The following is a 17,061-nucleotide window of genomic DNA, read 5'->3' as shown; positions in this document are numbered from 1 at the left end:
GGGGGGGGGGGGGGGGGGGGGGGGTCGGGGGGGGGGGGGGGGGGGGGTTCATGGGGAGTGTGAGGGGGGCGAGGTCGGAGTGGGTGTGACCGGGCGCTTCGGCCGTGCCCGGCCGCACCCATGGTTACAGAGTGCGGGGCAGGCGGTCGGTGAGCAGCCGGGTGAAGCGGGCCGGGTCGGGCAGGTCGCCCCCTTCGGCGAGCAGCGCGCTGCCGTATATCAGCTCGGCGATCTCCGCCAGTGCGGGGTCGTCGGCGCCTGCGTCGTGTGCTGTGCGCAGGGCGGTGATCAGCGGGTGTGCGGGGTTGAGTTCCAGGATCCTCTTGACGGTGGGCAGTTGCTGTCCCATCGCCCGGTACATCTTCTCCAGGGTCGGCGTCACGTCGTGGGCGTCGCCGACGATGCATGCCGCCGAGGTCGTCAGGCGTGACGACAGGCGGACCTGCTTGACCTGATCGGACAGGGTGGTGGTCAGCCACGGCAGCAGGGCGGCGAAGTCCTGCTCGCGCTGGGCCTTCTCGGCGTCGGTTTCCTGGTCCCCGTTGGCGGACTCGTCGAGGTCGACCTGGCCCTTGGCGATGGACTGCAGACGGCGGCCGTCGAAGGCCGGGACCCGGTCCACCCACACCTCGTCGATGGGGTCGGTGAGGATCAGGACCTCGTACCCCTTGGCGGCGAAGGCTTCCATGTGCGGGGAGTTCTCCACCATCGCGCGGGTCTCGCCGGTCAGGTAGTAGATGGCGTCCTGCCCGTCCTTCATGCGCTCGACGTACTCGCGCAGCGTGGTGGTCTTCTCCGGGTCGTGCGTGGAGGCGGCCGACACCAGCTCAAGCAGGGCCTCGGTGTTGTCCGTGTCCTCGACCAGGCCTTCCTTCAGCGCCCGGCCGAACTGCGCCCACACCTTCGCGTAGCGCTCGGTGTCCTTGGACTGCATGTCCTTGATGGCGCCGAGGACCTTCTTGACCAGGCGCCGACGCACGCCGCGGATCTGGCGGTCGTGCTGGAGGATCTCGCGGGAGACGTTCAACGACAGGTCGTGGGCGTCCACGACACCCTTGACGAAGCGCAGGTAGTTGGGCATGAGCGCTTCGCAGTCGTCCATGATGAACACCCGCTTGACGTACAGCTGCACGGCGCGCTTGGTCTCGCGGGAGAACAGGTCGAAGGGTGCCTGCGAGGGGATGAACAGCAGCGCCTCGTACTCGAAGGTGCCCTCGGCGCGCATATGGATCGTCTCGGCCGGGGCCAGCCAGTCGTGGCTGATCTGCTGGTAGAACTCGTTGTACTCGTCCTCGGTCACCTCGGTGCGCGGCCGGGCCCACAGCGCCTTCATCGAGTTGAGCGTGTCGACGTCGCGGGTGGTCTCGCCCTCGGCGTCGGTGCGCTCGGTGGCCATCCGGATAGGCCAGCGGATGAAGTCCGAATACTGTTTGACGATCTGACGGATCTTCGACTCGGACAGGTAGTCGGCGAGCCCGTCCTCGCTGTCGGCGGGCTTGAGGTGCAGGGTGACCGAGGTGCCCACGGGCAGGCCGTCGACGGCCTGGATGGTGTAGGCGCCCTCGCCATCGGACTCCCACTGGGTGCCGGAGTCGGTGCCGGCCCGCCGGGTGCGCAGGGTGACCTTGTCGGCAACCATGAACGCTGAGTAGAAGCCGACGCCGAACTGCCCGATCAGGCTCTCGGCGGTGGCGGCGTCCTTGGACTCCTTGATCTTCTCCAGCAGGCCGGCGGTGCCGGACTTGGCGATCGTGCCGATCAGCTCCACGAGATCGTCCCGGCTCATGCCGATCCCATTGTCACGGACGGTCAATGTGCGGGCGTCCTTGTCGACATCCACCGAGATGTGCAGGTCGGTGGTGTCGATTTCGACGAGGCTGGAGTCGGTCAGCGATTCCAGCCGCAGCTTGTCCAGTGCGTCGGAGGCGTTCGAGATCAGCTCGCGCAGGAAGATGTCCTTGTTCGAGTAGATCGAGTGAATCACCAGTCGGAGCAACTGGCGGGTCTCAGCCTGGAATTCCAGCGTCTCGACACTGCTACCCATGTGGGGCCCTTTCTGTGGGAACGTCATGAACGGATAGGACTCGGGCCGAGACGAATCGTTGCCCGCCGTCGGCGTGATCCGGGGCAGGCCGGACTGCACCCGCATTTTGTGACTCTCTGTGATGGGAGTCAGGCATCGTCAGCTGCTGTCGCCGTGAGCCGGTCGTCGAGGGCGTCCAGGCATTTGACGAGGCCGGTGTGGTGGGCATCGAGGTAGGGGCGCATGCCGGTCAGGGGGGCAATGAGCTCGGCGGCGTCGGTGGCGCCGAGGGCGGCATACAGGGCGGCCTGAGCTGAGCGCGCTTCGGGCGCGAGGTGGGCGAGCGCGGTGATCTGTCCGGCGAGGCGGCGCAGGTCGGCGGCGTTGGCGCGGGCCCAGGTGACAGCGGCGCGTTCGGCGGCCCTGGCCTGGCGGGTGGCCGTCACGCGCTGCTCGCCGGTGGTGCCGACGGCGCCGGGGCGGCCGCGCAGGTATCGGCGTTCGGCGGCCTGGCGGCTGGCGACGCCGAGGGGGCGGGCGAGGTCGGCCCAGCTGGCGCCCGCCTCGCGGGCGGTTTCGATCAGGCCGGTCTCCCAGCCGGCGAGCTGCTCGCGCACCTGCCGCAGCAGCATCAGGGAGGCCAGCGCCTGCTCGGGACCGGGGCCGGCGGCGTCGGGGGTCTCGTGCTGGGCATCGCGCAGGGCGTCGTCTATGGCGGCAAGGGCCGCCGCAGCGGCGAGAAAGGACGCCGGGCTGTGGGCGTTCGTGCTGGTCGTGGACGGCTGGTCGGCTGCGGTCACGGGCACCTCCCTCGGACGGTCATCACGTCGACGACATCATGTTTGTCATCCATTGGATGACATGTTACAACGGTGTCAGTGAAGCGCATTGGCAGCAACTGCCTGAACCTGCTGGAGGTGTTTTCACGATGTTGATGCGCACCGACCCCTTCCGTGAGCTGGACCGGCTGGCGCAGCAGCTGATGGGCCCGGGCACCTGGTCGAGGCCGTCGGCGATGCCGATGGACGCCTACCGCGAGGGCGACGAGTACGTGGTGGCCTTCGACCTTCCCGGCGTCACCGCGGACGCGATCGACATCGACGTCGAACGGAACATGCTCACCGTCAAGGCCGAGCGGCGGCCGGTGGCGAAGGCCGACGACGTGCAGATGGAGCTGTCCGAGCGGCCGCTGGGTGTCTTCTCCCGCCAGATCGTGCTCGCCGACACCCTCGACACCGAGCACATCCAGGCCGACTACGACGCGGGCGTGCTCACCCTGCGCATCCCGATCGCCGAGCGCGCCAAGCCCCGCAAGATCTCCATCGGCGTCGGGTCCGGCCGCAAGGAGATCTCCGGCTGACACCAGACGGACGGGTGCGGAGGGCGGGCACCTGATCTCGCCCTCACCTCGCTCTCCGCATCCCCGTGAGCAGCCCGAAGAAGAAGGGGTGGCGGCCGAAATGACTCTGCGACACCAAGCGTTCCTCGGCCACGTGAAGGAACGCGGCGAGTACGACACTCTGGCAGAAGCCGAGCGCGCGGCCCGTGTGGTGCTCGCGCTCCTCGGCGCGCACCTGGTCGGCGACGTCCGCGCCCAGCTGGCGGCGCGCCTGCCTGAGGAGTTCGCCCTGATCCTGCTCAACCCGCTGCAGAGCGCCGAGCCGCTGCCCCCGGAGCGGTTCGTCCGCGCAACCGCCGCGTGGATCGAAGGCGCCACCGAGCAGACCGCGGCCTGGGACGTCAGCGCCGTGCTGTCCACCGTCGCCGACGCCGCCGGCGAGGACCTGCTGGGCCAGATCCTGCTCCAGCTCCCCGCCGGCTACGACCTCCTCTTCGGCCGCCCCCAGCCCACCTGACCAAGACCCGGGGGTGCCGCGCCCCGCACCCCCCAAGGCTCCATGAAAGGCATACACCGCAGTGATCTCCGACGCGCGCGTACCGCTTGAGCACCAGAAACCGTACGGAACGGCGTACGAGCAGATGCTGGAGAGGGTCCGCCACGAGGGCGCCTACCCCACCCGCGAGAAGGCCGACGAGGCCGTCCGTCTGGTCCTGGCGGGACTGGGGCGTCAGCTGACCGGCGATGAACGCGTGGACCTCGCCGCCTGCCTGCCCCTGGAGGCCGCACGCGTGCTGACCGCGCAGATCCCCGACACCCGGTCGCTGACCGGCTGGGCGTTCGTCAAGGACCTCGCCGCCCGCTCCGGCGCCTCCCTGGCCACCACCCGCTGGGACACCGGATCCGTCTTCGCGGCCGTCGGCGCCCACGCCGGCCCCGACCTGATCACCCGCATCCTCCACCAGCTCCCCACCGGCTACGCCCTGCTGTTCGGCCAAGCCGAACTCACCCCCGCCGCGTAGCCGGCGACGTGCGGGGGCGGACGCGACCGCCGCGACGCTGTCCGCCCTGCGCCTCGGGGCCCGCGATGTGACCACCGTCGCCCGCTCGTCAGCGCGCACCGACGACACGTCACGCCCCGCCCCCGCGAGGAGGGCGATGTCGTCGTTACCGCCATGGGCCAGGCCGGCGAGGAGCTCGTCACCGAAGACCGCCAGCGGTTCGTGGGTCAGGGCTGCGGCGTGCTGACGCAGCGGGGCGAGACCGCGGTCGAGGTCTTCGCCGGAGCGTTCGATCAGGCCGTCGGTGTAGAGCAGCAAGGTGGAATCCGGCGCAAGTGTGTGGGTGCTGCTGGGCCGGGGCGTGTCGGGTTCGATGCCGAGCAGGACGCCGTGGCCGGTGGTCAGGTAGCGAGTATCACCGTCGTGCGACACCGGGGCCTCCCCCCTGAGTGGTGGTGGATGGCCGCGTTGGCGAATTCCAGCTGCCAGCTGTCGTGCGGGCCGGGTTCGAGATGGGCGTAGATACAGGTCGCGGTGTGCCCGCCGTAAAGGGTGTGGCTGATCACGTCCAGGCGGCGCAGGACGTCGCCCGGCGGTTCGAGCCGGTCGCAGACCAGCGCGCGCAACATGTTGCGCAGCTGTCCCATGCTGACCGCCGCGGGCAGATCGTGGCCGGTGACATCGCCGATGATCAGTGCCGTCGCGCCGTCCGGAAGCGGGAAGCAGTCGTACCAGTCCCCGCCCACCTGCACCGCGGCGCGGGCCGGCACCCCTGGAGCGGTACGCCCGCCCCGGCGTCGACGCAGTCGCCCGACACGTCGCCGAACGCGACCCCGCAGCCCGACGGCAGCCAGCGCTGACGTTCAAGATCAATATTGGCGGGTTTGGCGCTTATCTCGGCGAAACCCCGTGAACGCCCGGCGCATGGACGTGGACCGAAGGCGGCGCGGTACGCCTGGTGGGTGATGTCGCCCGGGTTCCAGGTGCCGCGGGCGAACCCGTCCTCCATGTCCGTGGCGTGAACGAAGCGGATGCCGGTCCGCTCCTGGATCCGGGACATCACGGTGAACTGCGCGGTGAGCGCATGGGCCATGACGTCGACCGGGACCGGCTGGGCTGATGGCGCCCTACGTTCTTTCCGGGTCGATCGAGCCACTCGTAAGGTTCTGTCACCCCGCGCCTGGGCACCGTCGTTGACCGTGGCTGACCGCCCGTTGTGCACGACTGTGGCATGTGTCCGTCCGGAGCCGCGCGACGATGGATGGGCCAACCACTGAGAAGATGCAGGCACTGGCCTGGGACGTGCTGTCGCCCTCGACGCGAACTACTCGCATGCGGTTGCTGAGGACTTCCGCACCGTTCACGATGGCCATAGGGCCGACGTCGGTGGCCTGTGGCCAAGGGGGCTGCTGTACTCCGCTCCTGCATAGCAGCTCAGCCGGAGCACGGTGCTCCGCTCTGCTGCACCGAAGCACCGGTCACCACCTGCACGCGAGGGACGGAGGACAGCCTCTGGCGGACCAGGTCTGGGAGCGGTGAAGTCATGGAGCCGAGACGTTGGCGTCGCTGTGGCGCGGATATCCTCGCCGGAGGGACATTTGGGGCGCTCCTCGCAATTTCATTGGGCGGAGGGCCCTTGCCCTGGTGGGCCTGGGCCGGGATCGTGGCCGCGTGGTTCGTGATCGTTACTGAGCTGCAGGGGGCGGTACGGTCGCGGGCGGCCAAGAAAGCCAAGAAAACCGTTGACCTCTACCGTGGCCTGGCTGAGGCCGACCCCGACCGCTACCGCCCCGAACTTGCCGACTCCCTGGACAGCCTCGGCATTGTGCTGGCGGGGCAGGACCGCCCGGCCCAGGCGCTGCCACCCCTCCAGGAAGCCGTTGACCTCTACCGTGGCCTGGCTGAGGCCGACCCCGACCGCTACCGCCCCGAACTTGCCGACTCCCTGGACAGCCTCGGCATTGTGCTGGCGGAGCTGGACCGCCCGGCCGAGGCGCTGCCACTCGCCCAGGAAGCCGTTGACCTGTTCCGTGGTGCGGTCAGGATCGACCCCGACCGCTACTGTCCCGGCTTCGCCGCCTCGCTGGACAGCCTCGGCATTGTGCTGGAGGGGCTGGGCCGCCCGGCCGAGGCGCAGGCAGCAAGGCGCAAAGCAGCAGCCTTCAGACCCTCGCGCTCTCGGAAGGCGCGCCCACGTTCGTGGACAGGGTGGAGTCCACGGTGATGCGGTCACGGCGCGCACCGGGTGAACCGGCCCGCCGGGCACCCAGCCGTCGTTGGTGGCAAGGGGCCGGTTCTGCGGCCGGTCCAGAGCAAAGCAGACCAGCATGGTGCGGTCGTCTTCGAACTGGAAGTGGTCAACGATGGCCCGGTTGCCGAGGTCGAGGCAGTCGAAGACAACGGCGACATCCTCGCCCCCGTACGGTGCCTGCTGCAGGGCTGGCAGCACATGGCGAGCAGCCGGGCCTGCTCGTGCGAGTCGCCCGACGGCGACGGATCGTTGTCCCGGAACTGCTCAGGGACCTCGTCCGAGCAGCGCTCCCGGAGCCGGGCTGTCCCATCGGGCCTGCCCGCTGACGCTGCCCCAGTTCAGGCTCGCGTTGACGCAGTGCGTGCCCGCGATCAGCGTCCAGGGTGTACGGACCACACGCTGACGCGCCAGTTCGACGGCGAGCCGGCCGAAGGCCCCCGGGACAGTAGACCCAGCTCCACGGGTGCAATGAACGTGTCGGTCCAGATTCCCATGCGATTGGTTGTAACAACCCTCAGCTTGACTCTGTCGGGGATCTTGGTGTTTCCCGGTACGGCAGCATGATCAGTGGGCATGCTCGGGGCTGTTTCGAAGGCTGATGCAGTTGTCGAGGTGTCCGTTGTCCGTCCGTCCCCGTTCCGGTGAGCAGGTCCCCTCTCTGACTGCGCAGGTCGCGCGGGTGAGCAATCCTGGCGGTACGACGGCGATGTGGGTGAGAGACCGGCTGGACGGGCTGTGGTGCGACGAGAGGCGCTGGGGTGGGTGTTGGCGTGGCGGGGCTTTGGTCCGTCGGGGATGGGCGCGGTGCGTTCGCACGGCGGGCGGACGAGTAAGTCGTGCAAGGCCGGGCCGGTGCGGTCGCTGGTGTCGTTCTTTCCGCGCGTTGCGGGTCGGCTGTTCGAGTCGTTGGTTGCGTCTGTTCCGGGGCCGGCGAGTTGGCCGTCGAATGCTGGCGTGGATCTGGCTCCTTGGGAGACCGAAGAGCTGCCTGATCCGCTGGCTCCGGCGGCGCCGTGCGGGCCGGTGTCGTTGTTGATCGCGCGGTCCACGCATGCCGTGCTGCTCAGCGGCGACGAGGTGGCGGGCGCGGTGGGGTGCCGGGTGGCGTGGGGGACGGCAGTTGATCTGCCGGCTGCGGCGGATCCCTACGTGATCGACCGTGAGTCGGGAGGGCCGGTCCGGGCCTCTCGGGACCGGGCCGTGTGGCGCGACGTGGATGCTCTGCTGCTGAAAGAGCGTCCGGGGAGCAAGGTGCGTGCGCTGAATGCCGAGGCCGCACTCAAGGCCGCCCAGGCCGAGATCCTCGCCCAGCGCACCCGCGTCGGTGAACTCCTCGGTCAAGTCCGCGACTTGCAAGCCGAATGGACCGATGAGGCCGTCCAGCGGATCACCACCGAGAACACCACCCTCAAGCAGCGAGTCCGCCAGACCACTGCCGAGAACCGCACCCTCGACGAGCGACTCAAGGCCGCCCGTTCCAACCTCCGCTTCCAAGACCGGCGCGTTGCCGACCTCGAAGCCCGCCTCACCGATCCGGCTTCAACGATCTGTTCCCGTCCGGCTACGAACCGCAGATGTCAGTGGCGCGGGCCATACTCGTGCTGCGGCGCCGCCCGGGCACCGCAGCACGAGGGGAGCGACATGGCTGAGGTGCTGGTTTTCCACCACGGGCACGGGCTGACCGTCGGCGTCCGTGAGTTCGCCGAGCAGCTGCGACGGGCCGGACACACCGTCCACGTCCCGGACCTGTTCGAGGGGCGGATATTCGACAGTCTCGAGGAGGGCATGGGTTACGTCCAGGACGCCGGGTTCGGCACGGTCATCGCGCGCGGAACCGCTGCCGCTGAGGGGCTGCCTGCGGAACTCGTCTACCTCGGGTTCTCGCTCGGTGTCCTGCCGGCGCAGAAGCTGGCCCAGACCCGCCCCGGTGCAAAGGGCGCGCTGCTGCTGGAGGCATGCGTCCCGGTCGCGGAGTTCGGCGGCGCCTGGCCCCACGCTGTCCCGGTCCAGGTCCACGGCATGGACGCGGATCCGTTCTTCGCCAGAGAGGGCGACGTGGACGCAGCCCGGGCGCTCGTCGAGACGGCGGCAGATGCCGAACTGTTCCTCTACCCCGGCGACAGGCACCTGTTCACCGACAGCAGCCTGCCGTCGCACGACGAACACGCCGCAACGCAGGCCACCGATCGAGTGCTGGACTTCCTTGACCGCATCAAATAGCCCGGCATTTCGGCGAGCTCGCTCCAACCTCCGCTTCCAGGACCGGCGCGTCGCCGACCTCGAAGCCCGCCGCACCGACCTGGGATCACCCAGGTTCCTCTGCTCGGCCGGATCGCCGCCGACACGCCGATCCTTGCCGAGGAAGCTGTCGAGGACGTCTTCCCCCTGCCGCGCCAGCTGGTCGGCGAAGGGCAGCTGTTCGCACTGAAGGTGGTGGGAGACAGCATGATCGACGCGGCCATCTGTGACGGGGACATCGTCACCGTCCGGCAGATGGACTCGGCCGATCACGGGGACGTCGTCGCCGCCCTACTGGACGGCGAGGCCACAGTGAAGCGCCTACGCCGAGAGAACGGCCGGGTATGGCTGATGCCCCACAACCCTGCCTACGAGCCGATCCCCGGCGACGACGCGCACATCCTCGGCAAAGTCGTCGCCGTGCTCCGCGCGCTGTGACCGCCAGGGCGGGTCAGAAGGTGCCCGCGTACAGCTCGAAGCCCTTCGCCCTCGACGGGCTCGCCCGGCTGGAGCCTGTAGCGGGAGAACGGACTGGCGCAAACCGCCTGCCCGAGTGAGGGCCGACCTCATGGGGGCTGGCCCTCATTACTGTCTGCCGGGGGAGATCGCATCGGTCACCCCATCCGGAATCCATGCTCTGTGTTTCGCAGGGTTGGCTGCGTCCTGGCGTCTTGGTTTCGAAACCAGGGCTGGGGCTATGGCCTTCCTTCGCAGGCGTGGGCGTGTTGTCAGTGGTGGCTCGTAGCGTCGTAGGGGAGTGCCTGGACAGGCCGGGCGACCGGATGCGAGGGGCAGCAGGATGGGACACATCAACATCGGCATCGATCGTCTGGGTCGGCTTCTGCCGGGCGGCGCCGGGGACCATGGACAGTCGTATCAGCAGGCGTACAGCGAGCTCGCGGCCACGCACCGGGACCGTCCGGTTGCGGAGATCCTTCCGGAGCTGCACCGGGCCGCCGACGTCGCGCTGCTGGGGTTCACGGAGGCGGACCTACTGGAGCAGGCGCAGGCGATCAGTGCGGGGGAGCCGTACGAGCTGAGGGTGACCGTCACCTGAACTGGCACAGCCCCCGTCCTCATGCTGGTGGGGCCGGTTGTCCAGGCTGGTCCAGGTCTTGAGCGTGGCGGATGGTGAGGCGTCCGTCGGCGGTCGCGGCGACGAGGCCAGCGGCGTCGGCAGTGGTGGTTTTGGCCTGCTGGCCGCTGGCCTGGAGGTAGGTGTGGGCGGTCGATGCGCAACAACCGCCGCCATCGTGCGGCCGACGTGCGCTAGTTTCGGGCCGCATGGAAGAGCACCCCCAGCTGCGCGAAGCCGTCCTTTCGTGGCTCCAGCAGGCCCGCAGCCTGCTGCCCACACCCCAGGCCATCACCGATGTGGCGCTGGCGGTGCTGCCGCAGTGGGAGGCTCTCGAAGAAGCCGTGTCCGCCGCAGCGCCCATCACAGAGCACCGCGACCTCTACGCCAAAGTCGACGGCGACTGGATACCGAGCTACCGCGCGCTGCTGGGGGAGTCGGGCCTGGGCGACGCGACGCGCCTGATCGCCCAGGGCACAGAAGTCCCCGAAGCCGAGGTCGCGGACAGTTTCGTCGCCTTCTGCACGGGTCCGGCGCCGGCCGCGGAGGACTGGATGCTCCTCAACGCCGACTTTCCCGAAGGAACACGGATTCCGCTGGGCTGCTACACCCTGCAGACCTTCACCCCCGATGAACTCCGGCAGATGGGCCCGATGCCGACGATCCACGGCCTGCGGCCCGGGGCGCTCGATCTCGGCCTGCTCGCCGGCGCACCGTTCATCCACGCCCCCGACCCCGACCACAAGCCCACGCGGGGCATCCACTGGTTCGGCTACAGAGGCCCACGGCCGGAAGCCCAGCACTGGCAGGCCCTGCTGCCCTTGATCCTGTGGAGCTCCGAACCTCTCCGGGTGGACGCGGTGTTCGACGTCGCCCGTGGCCGCCGCTTCGGACTGCGCCCCGGCGACATACCGACCACGATCCGCATCTACGAAGACCGCCACGGGAGGGAAGAAGAGGTCGAAGTCCGCGACACCACCAGCTCCTTGGTTACACCTGCAGACCTCCCAGGCCTGACCGCCTTCTGCGCCGCGATGACGGCGAAGATCGACGGCGTCATGGCTGGCGCGACCAGCGGCCGCCGCGTACCCAAGCGCCGCGCCCGGCGCCTCGAGCGCGCCGCCCGACACCTGCTGCGGGCCTACCAGCGCACCTTCGCCGACCACGGCGTTTGGGAACAGGAAGCGGACGAACTGCACCTCGACTATGTCATCGCGCTGGAGGCGCTGATGATCAGTCCAATCGACGAGGACCACGAAGGCATCGCCAAGAACATCCGGACCCGCGCGTCCGCTCTGTTCCTCACCCCCGCCCACCGCGAACGGGCCGAGACCGTCGTACAGAGGGCATACAAGGCCCGCTCCACCTACGTACACGGCGACGTGATCAAAGACCAGACGGAAAGAGAGAAGCTAGACGAGCTCCGCACTCTCAGACGCCTGACCCTGCAGGTCATTCTGCGCTGGCTCGTCCTGACTCCCTCCGACACCGGTGACCTCGCACCGCTGCTCGACACAGCGGCTTCCGGCACCGAGCATGAACGCCTCATCGACGAGCCCCTGCGAGCGTTCTTCACCGCCTCACCGCCACGCAAGCTCCCGTCGGACATCACGCCTGCCTGAGCCCGGGGCCACCGTCACCCGCCCGCGGATCGACGCTCTGGGCGCAGACAGGTTGTGGCTCAAAGGGTGCGCCAGGACCGCAGGCGGTCGGCGATGTCGTAGACGTCCAGGCGAAGAGCGCGGATGTCGTTGATCAGGTCCCGCCACTGCTCGTACGCCGCTTCCACGGTCTGACCGGATGCCCTGATGTAGGCGACGGCGACGCCGTAGCCGAAGAACTCGTTGCGGGCCGGCAGCGGGCGCAGCAGCACGATCTCCTCGAGCAACACGGCAGCACGCCAGTAGGCGTCCGGGCTGTAGCCCAGCCGCGGCGTATTGACCCGGTGCCGGGCAGCTGCTGCGGCCAGGACGGAGAAGTCGTTGACTGTGAGCTCTTTGCCGAGCAGCTCTTCTTGGCGGTCCAGGAGCCACCGGTGGTCGATCAGCAGTTCCACAGGTCAGGCCGCCCGCCGCGTGCTCTGCGGAAGCCCGCCGAAGTCGCGGTCGAACGCCTCGGCAATCCCGGGCTCCGTGATGGCCCGCCGAAATGCGGCCGTGGCCGAGTCCAGCAGCTTGGCGTGCTCCTCCTTCTCGGCGAGCTCGGCAAGGTAGTCGCGCATGGTCAGCCCACGCTCTGCGGCCAGGGCCTTAAACCGGTCCCGGGTCGCCATATCGATCTTGACGCTGGTGTCCTCCATGCTTCGAGTATGCCAAACGGTATGCCAGAGGGAATGCCTCTTTCCCGGAAACGGTCCTGGCGCACACCGGACAGTGGCGTCACGGTCTTCCGCCCGGACGCCCGGTGACTGGGGCGGCAGCCAGCCGTGGTTGCCCCCACGGCGGCCGTCAGGACCGCACGAGTCCCAGGGAAAACACCAGGTGCCAGCAGCAGCCAGCTCAGGCAGGTCGCGACGCCTGCTCGGCTTCGACCCGATCCCAGGCTTCCATCCATCGGGTGCGCTGCTCGGGCACTACCCGGCATGCGTTCAGGAACGCCGTGAACGCCTCGACACCAGGTGGCGGATTACCGGCCAGCATGCCCCGGATCACCGCTCGGTTCAGCCCCGTGCGCCGCTCCATCTCTGGCAATGGTGGTGACCAGCTGACTGGTACAACCTGATCAGGAAGTTCGGCAGTCGCTTCTCGGTGAAGATGTCGTTGGGCGACCAGGCGCGCGGAACACCCAAAGACGCCGTTCAGCGGGATCTTCAACCTCGACCGCCGTGAGGTACGCCTCGAACTGGGCCCGGGTGCCCGGCAGCTTCAGCCCCTTGACGATGCGGGCTGCGGTGGAATGCGGAAGCTCGCCGTTGGACCCCGCGCGCGATTCCAGCTTCTCCAGGGCGGGCGCGCCGTCCCGCTCATACAGCTCGACCAACGCGGCCTTCATCTCAGCCCTGCTCCACACCAGCTCGGGCGGAGGCACCGGGTCGCGCGGCGTGTCCCGCAGGCGCTGGTGATACCGGGCCTGCTTCCACAAGGCAACGGCATCGTCAACAGGTCCACCACACGCGATGATCGCCGCCCGCACCACCGGCAGGCGCGGCACTTCCCCGCCCGAGGCGGCCCGGCGCAGCGTGGAAGCTGGCACGCCAATGGGGCTGACGGCAGTACATCCGGAGCGGGGGCGCCTGGATGCGACCGTGGAGGATCTCGGCTGCGGCTGGAGATGGGAGGCGGTTCACCGGGTCCGGCCGCCGGTCGAGTTGAGGTGTCCGGAGTGCGGGCATGGCTTGCGGGCCAAGGTGTCACCGCGGGGGCTGAGGTTGTTCGCGCATCTGCCCGGGGCCCTGGCCTGCGCGCTGGCCGAGGAGTCGATGGCCCACCACCTCCTCAAGCTGGAACTGGCGACCGCCGCCCGGGCCGCGGGGTGGACAGCCGACCTGGAGGTGAGCGGCCCCGGCCGTGCCTGGCGCGCCGACGTCCTCGCCTCGGCCGGCGGCCGCCGGATCGCGCTGGAGGCACAGCTCGCGCCCATCGCCCCGGACCACATACGCGAGCGGACGCAGCGCATGGCAGCGGACTCGGTGCCCTCGGTGTGGTTCTCGGACCGTCCCCGGCCGCCATGGCTGGGCGTCGTTCCCTCGGTGCGCCTGACGGCGGGTGAGGACGGCCTGGCTGCCGTCGAGGGCCTGGCCCGGTTCGCCCACCCCACGTGGTGGCCGCAAGACCCCGTCCCGATCGCTCAGTTCATGAACTGGCTGTTCACCGGGCAGATCGTCTCGCACCGACCGCGTGTGGCCATGACGCGCACGGCACGGTCTCTGGCGACGGTGTGGACCACCGAGGCACACATCCGGCTTGAGAGGTCCTACACGGACTGGCAGGACCAGCAGAAGCACAAGGCAGCCGAGAACGCGAGGCGGGAGGAAGAACGACGCCGGGTGCGTGAGGAGCTGCGGGCGGCGCGCGAGCGCGACGAGGAGGAACTCCGGCGCGATGAACAGCAGCAAGAGGCCGAGGACCGCCGTCAGTGGGCCGTCAGGACGCCCGCTCCATCGAGCTCATCGCGAGAGCCGATCACACTCGCCTGGCCCTCGCGCGGCACTCACGCACGCTGCCCGGCATCCAGCGCGCCATCGTCCGCCTAACCCAGGAACACCGAGTACCCGTGGCCATAGGCTGGAGCGTCGGCGACACCCGCTATGCCGGCGGCGTGCCGCTCGTGGACGACGACGGCACCCTCCTCGGCGTCTTCGACCCGCTGCCCACGCACTCCACCGCCTGCACCTTCCTGCGAGACGTCGGCGTCCGCCTGATCTTCCCGTCAAAGGAACGCCGCGCTCGCTTCATCAGCCTGCTGAGGCAGGATCCCCCGGTCCTGGACTACTGGACAGCCGTCGTCGATGGGGGACAACCACTCCCGTCCGTGCCGTAGGCGCGCCGCTGTCAGTGGCTCCTATCAGGATGCGCTCTGAGCTGACGCCCGGTAGAAGCGCCAGCCCTGGGCCTGTGAAGGTTCTCCGCCCCACATCCTCCGGAGATAGACCATGGCATCGCCATGACCCGCGGAAGTAATGGCCAATTGCTCATTGCGGTCCGGGACGATGGCCCAGTCCGGGTTAGTGGGATCTGTGCCACGGACAGCCCTCAGGTGCCACCACTGGTTCTTGTTCCCGCTGACACAGGTCTTCACGTCGATCGCCGTGTCGGCTCCGTCCCGCGCTTGCGCGCAGCCACCCGCCGGGTCGCTCTTGATGGTGAAGATCGGGTCGGAGGGGGTGCCTGCGACCCGATCCAGACGCCAATTCTTGGACCACGTCGGCGCCTCGTTCGCATAGACCTGTAGATAGGTGTCGGGGATGCCTGTCGTATTGTCCGGCAGAAGGTAATTGTCAGTCGTCTGGCTAACGACCATGACCGGTTGAGAGATGGGGACGCCTAGGGTGACGGCGGGGTTGGCCTGGGACGGGGCGGCGACCACGGTGCACGTCAGGGCGAACGCGACGGCGGTGACGGCCAGGAGCCTGCGGGGGTTGCGGATGGACACGGCTTCTCCTCTGCCGGAGGTTGACGACTGCTATGCGCAATGGGTTGTCCGGAACGAAACTTCCCTGATCCACCGGAAACGCTAAGGCACGCATCCTCAGAAGTGCGCTAAGTCGCCGGGTGTCGAGAACGCATCATCCGTTTCCGACGGGGAGGCTGATGCCGATCTCGAATTTTCCCCAGTGCTGCCCTTCGTGTCGGCGTACGGACTTTTCTGGCCCTGGCAAGATTTCCGTGAAGCCGGGGTGTGCGACCGTGCGCCGGTGACGCTCCGTCACACCTTCCGGCATTGTCAGCGAGTGTGACGACCTCGTACGGATTGTGTCTCCGCACCTCGATGCGGTGTGGGTGGAGCGGGTTCGGGTGGAGGGCGACGTGGTCCGTATCTCGGCCCGCACCCGCGAGTTGATGGTTGCCTGTCCGGATTGCGGCCGAGGTTCAGCGCGGGTGCACAGCCGCTATACCCGCACGCTGGCTGATCGCGCCGTCGGTGGCCGCCCGCTACTGATCGGCCTGTCGGTGCGGCGGCTGTTCTGTGACGGCCCGCGCTGCGCTCGCCGGACGTTCGCCGAGCAGGTCGACGAACTGACGGTGCGCTACCAGCGCCGCACTCCGTTGCTGCAGCGCCTGGTGGAGATGGCCGGGGTGCTGCTCGCCGGCCGGGGCGGCGCCCGACTATTGCAGATCGTGAACGTGACGCTGGCGCGTACGAGTGTGCTGTTCCACCTGATGCGCATGCCGCTGCCTTCGGCAGCGACTCCGCGGGTGCTGGGCGTGGACGACTTCGCTGTATGCGGACGTCTACGGCACGCTGCAGGTGAATGCTGACACCCGGCTGCCGATCGCGCTGTGGGCGGGACGGGACGCCGAGCAGCTGGCTGCCTGGCTGCGCGCGCACCCCGGTGTTGAGGTTGTTTGCCGGGACGGATCGCTGGTCTACCGGCAGGGCATCACCGAAGGCGCCCCGGACGCCCTGCAGGTCAGCGACCGGTTTCACCTCTGGCAGGGGCTGCTGTCGAAACGGGTGGTGGAAGTCGCCGCCGCCCACCGCGGCTGCCTGCCGAACGCACTGCCCGATCCCGAACCGGCACCGCAGCGCCCGTCCGCGGGGGCACCGTCCGACCGAGCGGATACACCCGCCCGTCGCCACGCCAAGCGGCTGTTTGAGGCGGTGCACGCCGTGACCGACACCGGCCGCTCGATCAACGCGGCAGCGCGCGAGCTGGGCCTGGACTGGCGCACGGTGCGCAAGTACGCCCAGGCCGCCACCTGGGACGAGTGCGGACGGCGGACCCGCCCACGCCGGCCGACGAGCCTCGATCCGTACCTGGAGTACCTGCGTCTGCGCTGGGAGGAGGGCGAGCACAGCGCGAAGGTGCTGCACCAGGAGCTTGTCGCCAAGGGCTGCTGCGGCCACTATCAGCGGGTCAAGATGGCCGTCGCGCCCCTGCGTCGCGGCCTGCCGATCGACACGCCGCGCGAGCGTTCGCCCTCACCCCGGGAGGTCGCCCGCTGGATCACCACCGCGCCGTCCCGGCGCGGCCTGCACGCCGCGGAGCGGCTGAACCGGCTGCTCGCACATTGCCAGGAGCTGGACCACACGCACGACCTGGTGCGTCAGTTCGCCGCCATGCTCGATGCCCGCGATGCCAACGCCCTCCCGGACTGGCTCGAGAAGCTCACAACCTCCCGCCTCCCGGCGCTGGCCAGCCTGGCCAAGGCCATCCGCGAGAACCAGGCGGCGGTCGTGCAGGGCATCACCACCCCGTTCAACTCCGGCGTCAACGAGGGCCGCATCACCGACGTCAAACTCCAGAAGCGGCTCATGGCCGGCCGCGCGGGAGTCCCGCTGCTCCGCCGCCGCGTGATCCTCATAGCCCAGCTCCGACGCCGCCACCCATGACGGAGCGTCACCGGCGCACGGTCGCACACCCCGGCTTCACGGAAATCTTGCCAGGGCCACGTTCAGGTGTACGCCGACACTTCGCCCCAGTTGGTTCACGGAGTGAACCAACTGGGGAATGTGGGGAGCGGAAAGCAGAAG

The 17,061-nt window shown here is 69.0% G+C and carries 18 protein-coding genes and 3 pseudogenes; 13 read left to right on the top strand and 8 right to left on the bottom strand.

The window, feature by feature from the left end; all coding sequences use genetic code 11:
• Positions 1 to 124 precede the first annotated feature (124 nt).
• Together htpG and ACWGI8_RS03260 are read right to left on the bottom strand one after the other, a co-directional pair.
• Positions 125 to 2,044, bottom strand: coding sequence for a molecular chaperone HtpG (gene htpG, locus ACWGI8_RS03265; protein WP_453658191.1), 1,920 nt, complete (start codon positions 2,042 to 2,044; stop codon positions 125 to 127).
• Positions 2,045 to 2,172: 128 nt separating this feature from the next.
• On the bottom strand, positions 2,173 to 2,823 hold the full coding sequence (locus tag ACWGI8_RS03260) for a type III effector protein (RefSeq protein WP_453658189.1): 651 nt from the start codon (positions 2,821 to 2,823) through the stop codon (positions 2,173 to 2,175).
• A gap of 128 nt (positions 2,824 to 2,951) precedes the next feature.
• On the opposite strand from ACWGI8_RS03260, the gene ACWGI8_RS03255 reads away from it, so the two are divergent.
• The 3 genes from ACWGI8_RS03255 (at position 2,952) to ACWGI8_RS03245 (ending at position 4,384) form a co-directional block, all read left to right on the top strand.
• Entirely contained in the window at positions 2,952 to 3,383 is a 432-nt protein-coding gene (locus tag ACWGI8_RS03255; protein ID WP_191876093.1) for an Hsp20/alpha crystallin family protein, read from the top strand.
• A gap of 100 nt (positions 3,384 to 3,483) precedes the next feature.
• Positions 3,484 to 3,879, top strand: a complete 396-nt coding sequence (locus ACWGI8_RS03250; RefSeq protein ID WP_453658186.1) for a DUF2267 domain-containing protein — start codon at positions 3,484 to 3,486, stop codon at positions 3,877 to 3,879.
• Positions 3,880 to 3,940: 61 nt separating this feature from the next.
• Complete coding sequence (locus tag ACWGI8_RS03245) at positions 3,941 to 4,384, top strand: DUF2267 domain-containing protein (protein WP_453658184.1); 444 nt, start codon at positions 3,941 to 3,943, stop codon at positions 4,382 to 4,384.
• 183 nt (positions 4,385 to 4,567) lie between these two features.
• On the opposite strand, the pseudogene ACWGI8_RS03240 reads toward ACWGI8_RS03245, so the two are convergent.
• Positions 4,568 to 5,109, bottom strand: a pseudogene (locus ACWGI8_RS03240) (PP2C family protein-serine/threonine phosphatase); the annotation flags it as partial.
• 890 nt (positions 5,110 to 5,999) lie between these two features.
• Here ACWGI8_RS03240 and ACWGI8_RS03235 point away from each other — a divergent pair.
• The 6 genes and pseudogenes from ACWGI8_RS03235 to ACWGI8_RS03210 all read left to right on the top strand — a co-directional run bounded on the left by ACWGI8_RS03235 (position 6,000) and on the right by ACWGI8_RS03210 (position 11,549).
• Positions 6,000 to 6,587, top strand: coding sequence for a tetratricopeptide repeat protein (locus ACWGI8_RS03235; protein ID WP_453658182.1), 588 nt, complete (start codon positions 6,000 to 6,002; stop codon positions 6,585 to 6,587).
• Positions 6,588 to 7,322: 735 nt separating this feature from the next.
• Positions 7,323 to 7,853, top strand: a pseudogene (locus tag ACWGI8_RS03230) (type I-E CRISPR-associated protein Cse1/CasA); the annotation flags it as partial.
• Between the two features lie 402 nt (positions 7,854 to 8,255).
• Complete coding sequence (locus tag ACWGI8_RS03225) at positions 8,256 to 8,834, top strand: dienelactone hydrolase family protein (protein ID WP_453658193.1); 579 nt, start codon at positions 8,256 to 8,258, stop codon at positions 8,832 to 8,834.
• A gap of 87 nt (positions 8,835 to 8,921) precedes the next feature.
• Positions 8,922 to 9,290 (top strand): annotated as a pseudogene (lexA, locus tag ACWGI8_RS03220) (transcriptional repressor LexA); the annotation flags it as partial.
• Between the two features lie 361 nt (positions 9,291 to 9,651).
• Entirely contained in the window at positions 9,652 to 9,909 is a 258-nt protein-coding gene (locus ACWGI8_RS03215) for a hypothetical protein (protein WP_453658180.1), read from the top strand.
• A 227-nt stretch (positions 9,910 to 10,136) separates the two neighbouring features.
• Positions 10,137 to 11,549 carry a hypothetical protein gene (locus tag ACWGI8_RS03210; RefSeq protein WP_453658178.1) on the top strand — a complete coding sequence of 471 codons (1,413 nt, stop codon included), beginning with the start codon at positions 10,137 to 10,139 and terminating at the stop codon, positions 11,547 to 11,549.
• A 59-nt stretch (positions 11,550 to 11,608) separates the two neighbouring features.
• On the opposite strand, the gene ACWGI8_RS03205 is transcribed toward ACWGI8_RS03210, so the two are convergent.
• The 4 genes from ACWGI8_RS03205 to ACWGI8_RS03190 form a co-directional block, all read right to left on the bottom strand.
• Positions 11,609 to 11,983, bottom strand: coding sequence for a toxin Doc (locus ACWGI8_RS03205; RefSeq protein ID WP_453658176.1), 375 nt, complete (start codon positions 11,981 to 11,983; stop codon positions 11,609 to 11,611).
• A gap of 3 nt (positions 11,984 to 11,986) precedes the next feature.
• Positions 11,987 to 12,226: an antitoxin MazE7 gene (locus ACWGI8_RS03200; protein ID WP_453658174.1), complete on the bottom strand. Its 240-nt coding sequence runs from the start codon at positions 12,224 to 12,226 to the stop codon at positions 11,987 to 11,989.
• A 199-nt stretch (positions 12,227 to 12,425) separates the two neighbouring features.
• Entirely contained in the window at positions 12,426 to 12,608 is a 183-nt protein-coding gene (locus ACWGI8_RS03195) for a hypothetical protein (protein WP_453658172.1), read from the bottom strand.
• 40 nt (positions 12,609 to 12,648) lie between these two features.
• Positions 12,649 to 13,119 (bottom strand): hypothetical protein, encoded by a 471-nt coding sequence (locus tag ACWGI8_RS03190; protein ID WP_453658170.1) that lies wholly within the window; start codon positions 13,117 to 13,119, stop codon positions 12,649 to 12,651.
• 175 nt (positions 13,120 to 13,294) lie between these two features.
• Here ACWGI8_RS03190 and ACWGI8_RS03185 point away from each other — a divergent pair, with 175 nt between their 5' ends.
• Positions 13,295 to 14,119, top strand: coding sequence for a competence protein CoiA family protein (locus tag ACWGI8_RS03185; RefSeq protein ID WP_453658168.1), 825 nt, complete (start codon positions 13,295 to 13,297; stop codon positions 14,117 to 14,119).
• 20 nt (positions 14,120 to 14,139) lie between these two features.
• Positions 14,140 to 14,406, top strand: coding sequence for a hypothetical protein (locus ACWGI8_RS03180; RefSeq protein ID WP_453658166.1), 267 nt, complete (start codon positions 14,140 to 14,142; stop codon positions 14,404 to 14,406).
• Positions 14,407 to 14,430: 24 nt separating this feature from the next.
• Here the strand turns inward: ACWGI8_RS03180 and ACWGI8_RS03175 are convergent, their stop codons facing one another.
• Positions 14,431 to 15,018 (bottom strand): hypothetical protein, encoded by a 588-nt coding sequence (locus tag ACWGI8_RS03175; RefSeq protein WP_453658164.1) that lies wholly within the window; start codon positions 15,016 to 15,018, stop codon positions 14,431 to 14,433.
• Between the two features lie 362 nt (positions 15,019 to 15,380).
• On the opposite strand from ACWGI8_RS03175, the gene ACWGI8_RS03170 reads away from it, so the two are divergent.
• Both ACWGI8_RS03170 and ACWGI8_RS03165 read left to right on the top strand, forming a co-directional pair.
• On the top strand, positions 15,381 to 15,845 hold the full coding sequence (locus tag ACWGI8_RS03170) for a transposase family protein (protein ID WP_453658162.1): 465 nt from the start codon (positions 15,381 to 15,383) through the stop codon (positions 15,843 to 15,845).
• On the top strand, positions 15,835 to 16,920 hold the full coding sequence (locus ACWGI8_RS03165) for a transposase (RefSeq protein ID WP_453658160.1): 1,086 nt from the start codon (positions 15,835 to 15,837) through the stop codon (positions 16,918 to 16,920). Before ACWGI8_RS03170 ends, ACWGI8_RS03165 begins: the two co-directional genes overlap by 11 nt.
• The last annotated feature ends 141 nt before the right edge of the window (positions 16,921 to 17,061 follow it).

It is taken from the genome of Streptomyces sp. NPDC054841 (assembly GCF_053611045.1).
The sequence above is the reverse complement of the archived record's forward strand: the minus strand, read 5'-3'. Positions and strand labels throughout refer to the sequence as shown.

Coding starts and splice junctions, on each gene's coding strand:
- htpG (WP_453658191.1), bottom strand. CDS start 2,044: ATGGGTAGCAGTGTCGAGACGCTGGAATTCCAGGCTGAGACCCGCCAG.
- ACWGI8_RS03255 (WP_191876093.1), top strand. CDS start 2,952: ATGTTGATGCGCACCGACCCCTTCCGTGAGCTGGACCGGCTGGCGCAG.
- ACWGI8_RS03250 (WP_453658186.1), top strand. CDS start 3,484: ATGACTCTGCGACACCAAGCGTTCCTCGGCCACGTGAAGGAACGCGGC.
- ACWGI8_RS03225 (WP_453658193.1), top strand. CDS start 8,256: ATGGCTGAGGTGCTGGTTTTCCACCACGGGCACGGGCTGACCGTCGGC.
- ACWGI8_RS03215 (WP_453658180.1), top strand. CDS start 9,652: ATGGGACACATCAACATCGGCATCGATCGTCTGGGTCGGCTTCTGCCG.
- ACWGI8_RS03210 (WP_453658178.1), top strand. CDS start 10,137: ATGGAAGAGCACCCCCAGCTGCGCGAAGCCGTCCTTTCGTGGCTCCAG.
- ACWGI8_RS03200 (WP_453658174.1), bottom strand. CDS start 12,226: ATGGAGGACACCAGCGTCAAGATCGATATGGCGACCCGGGACCGGTTT.
- ACWGI8_RS03195 (WP_453658172.1), bottom strand. CDS start 12,608: ATGGAGCGGCGCACGGGGCTGAACCGAGCGGTGATCCGGGGCATGCTG.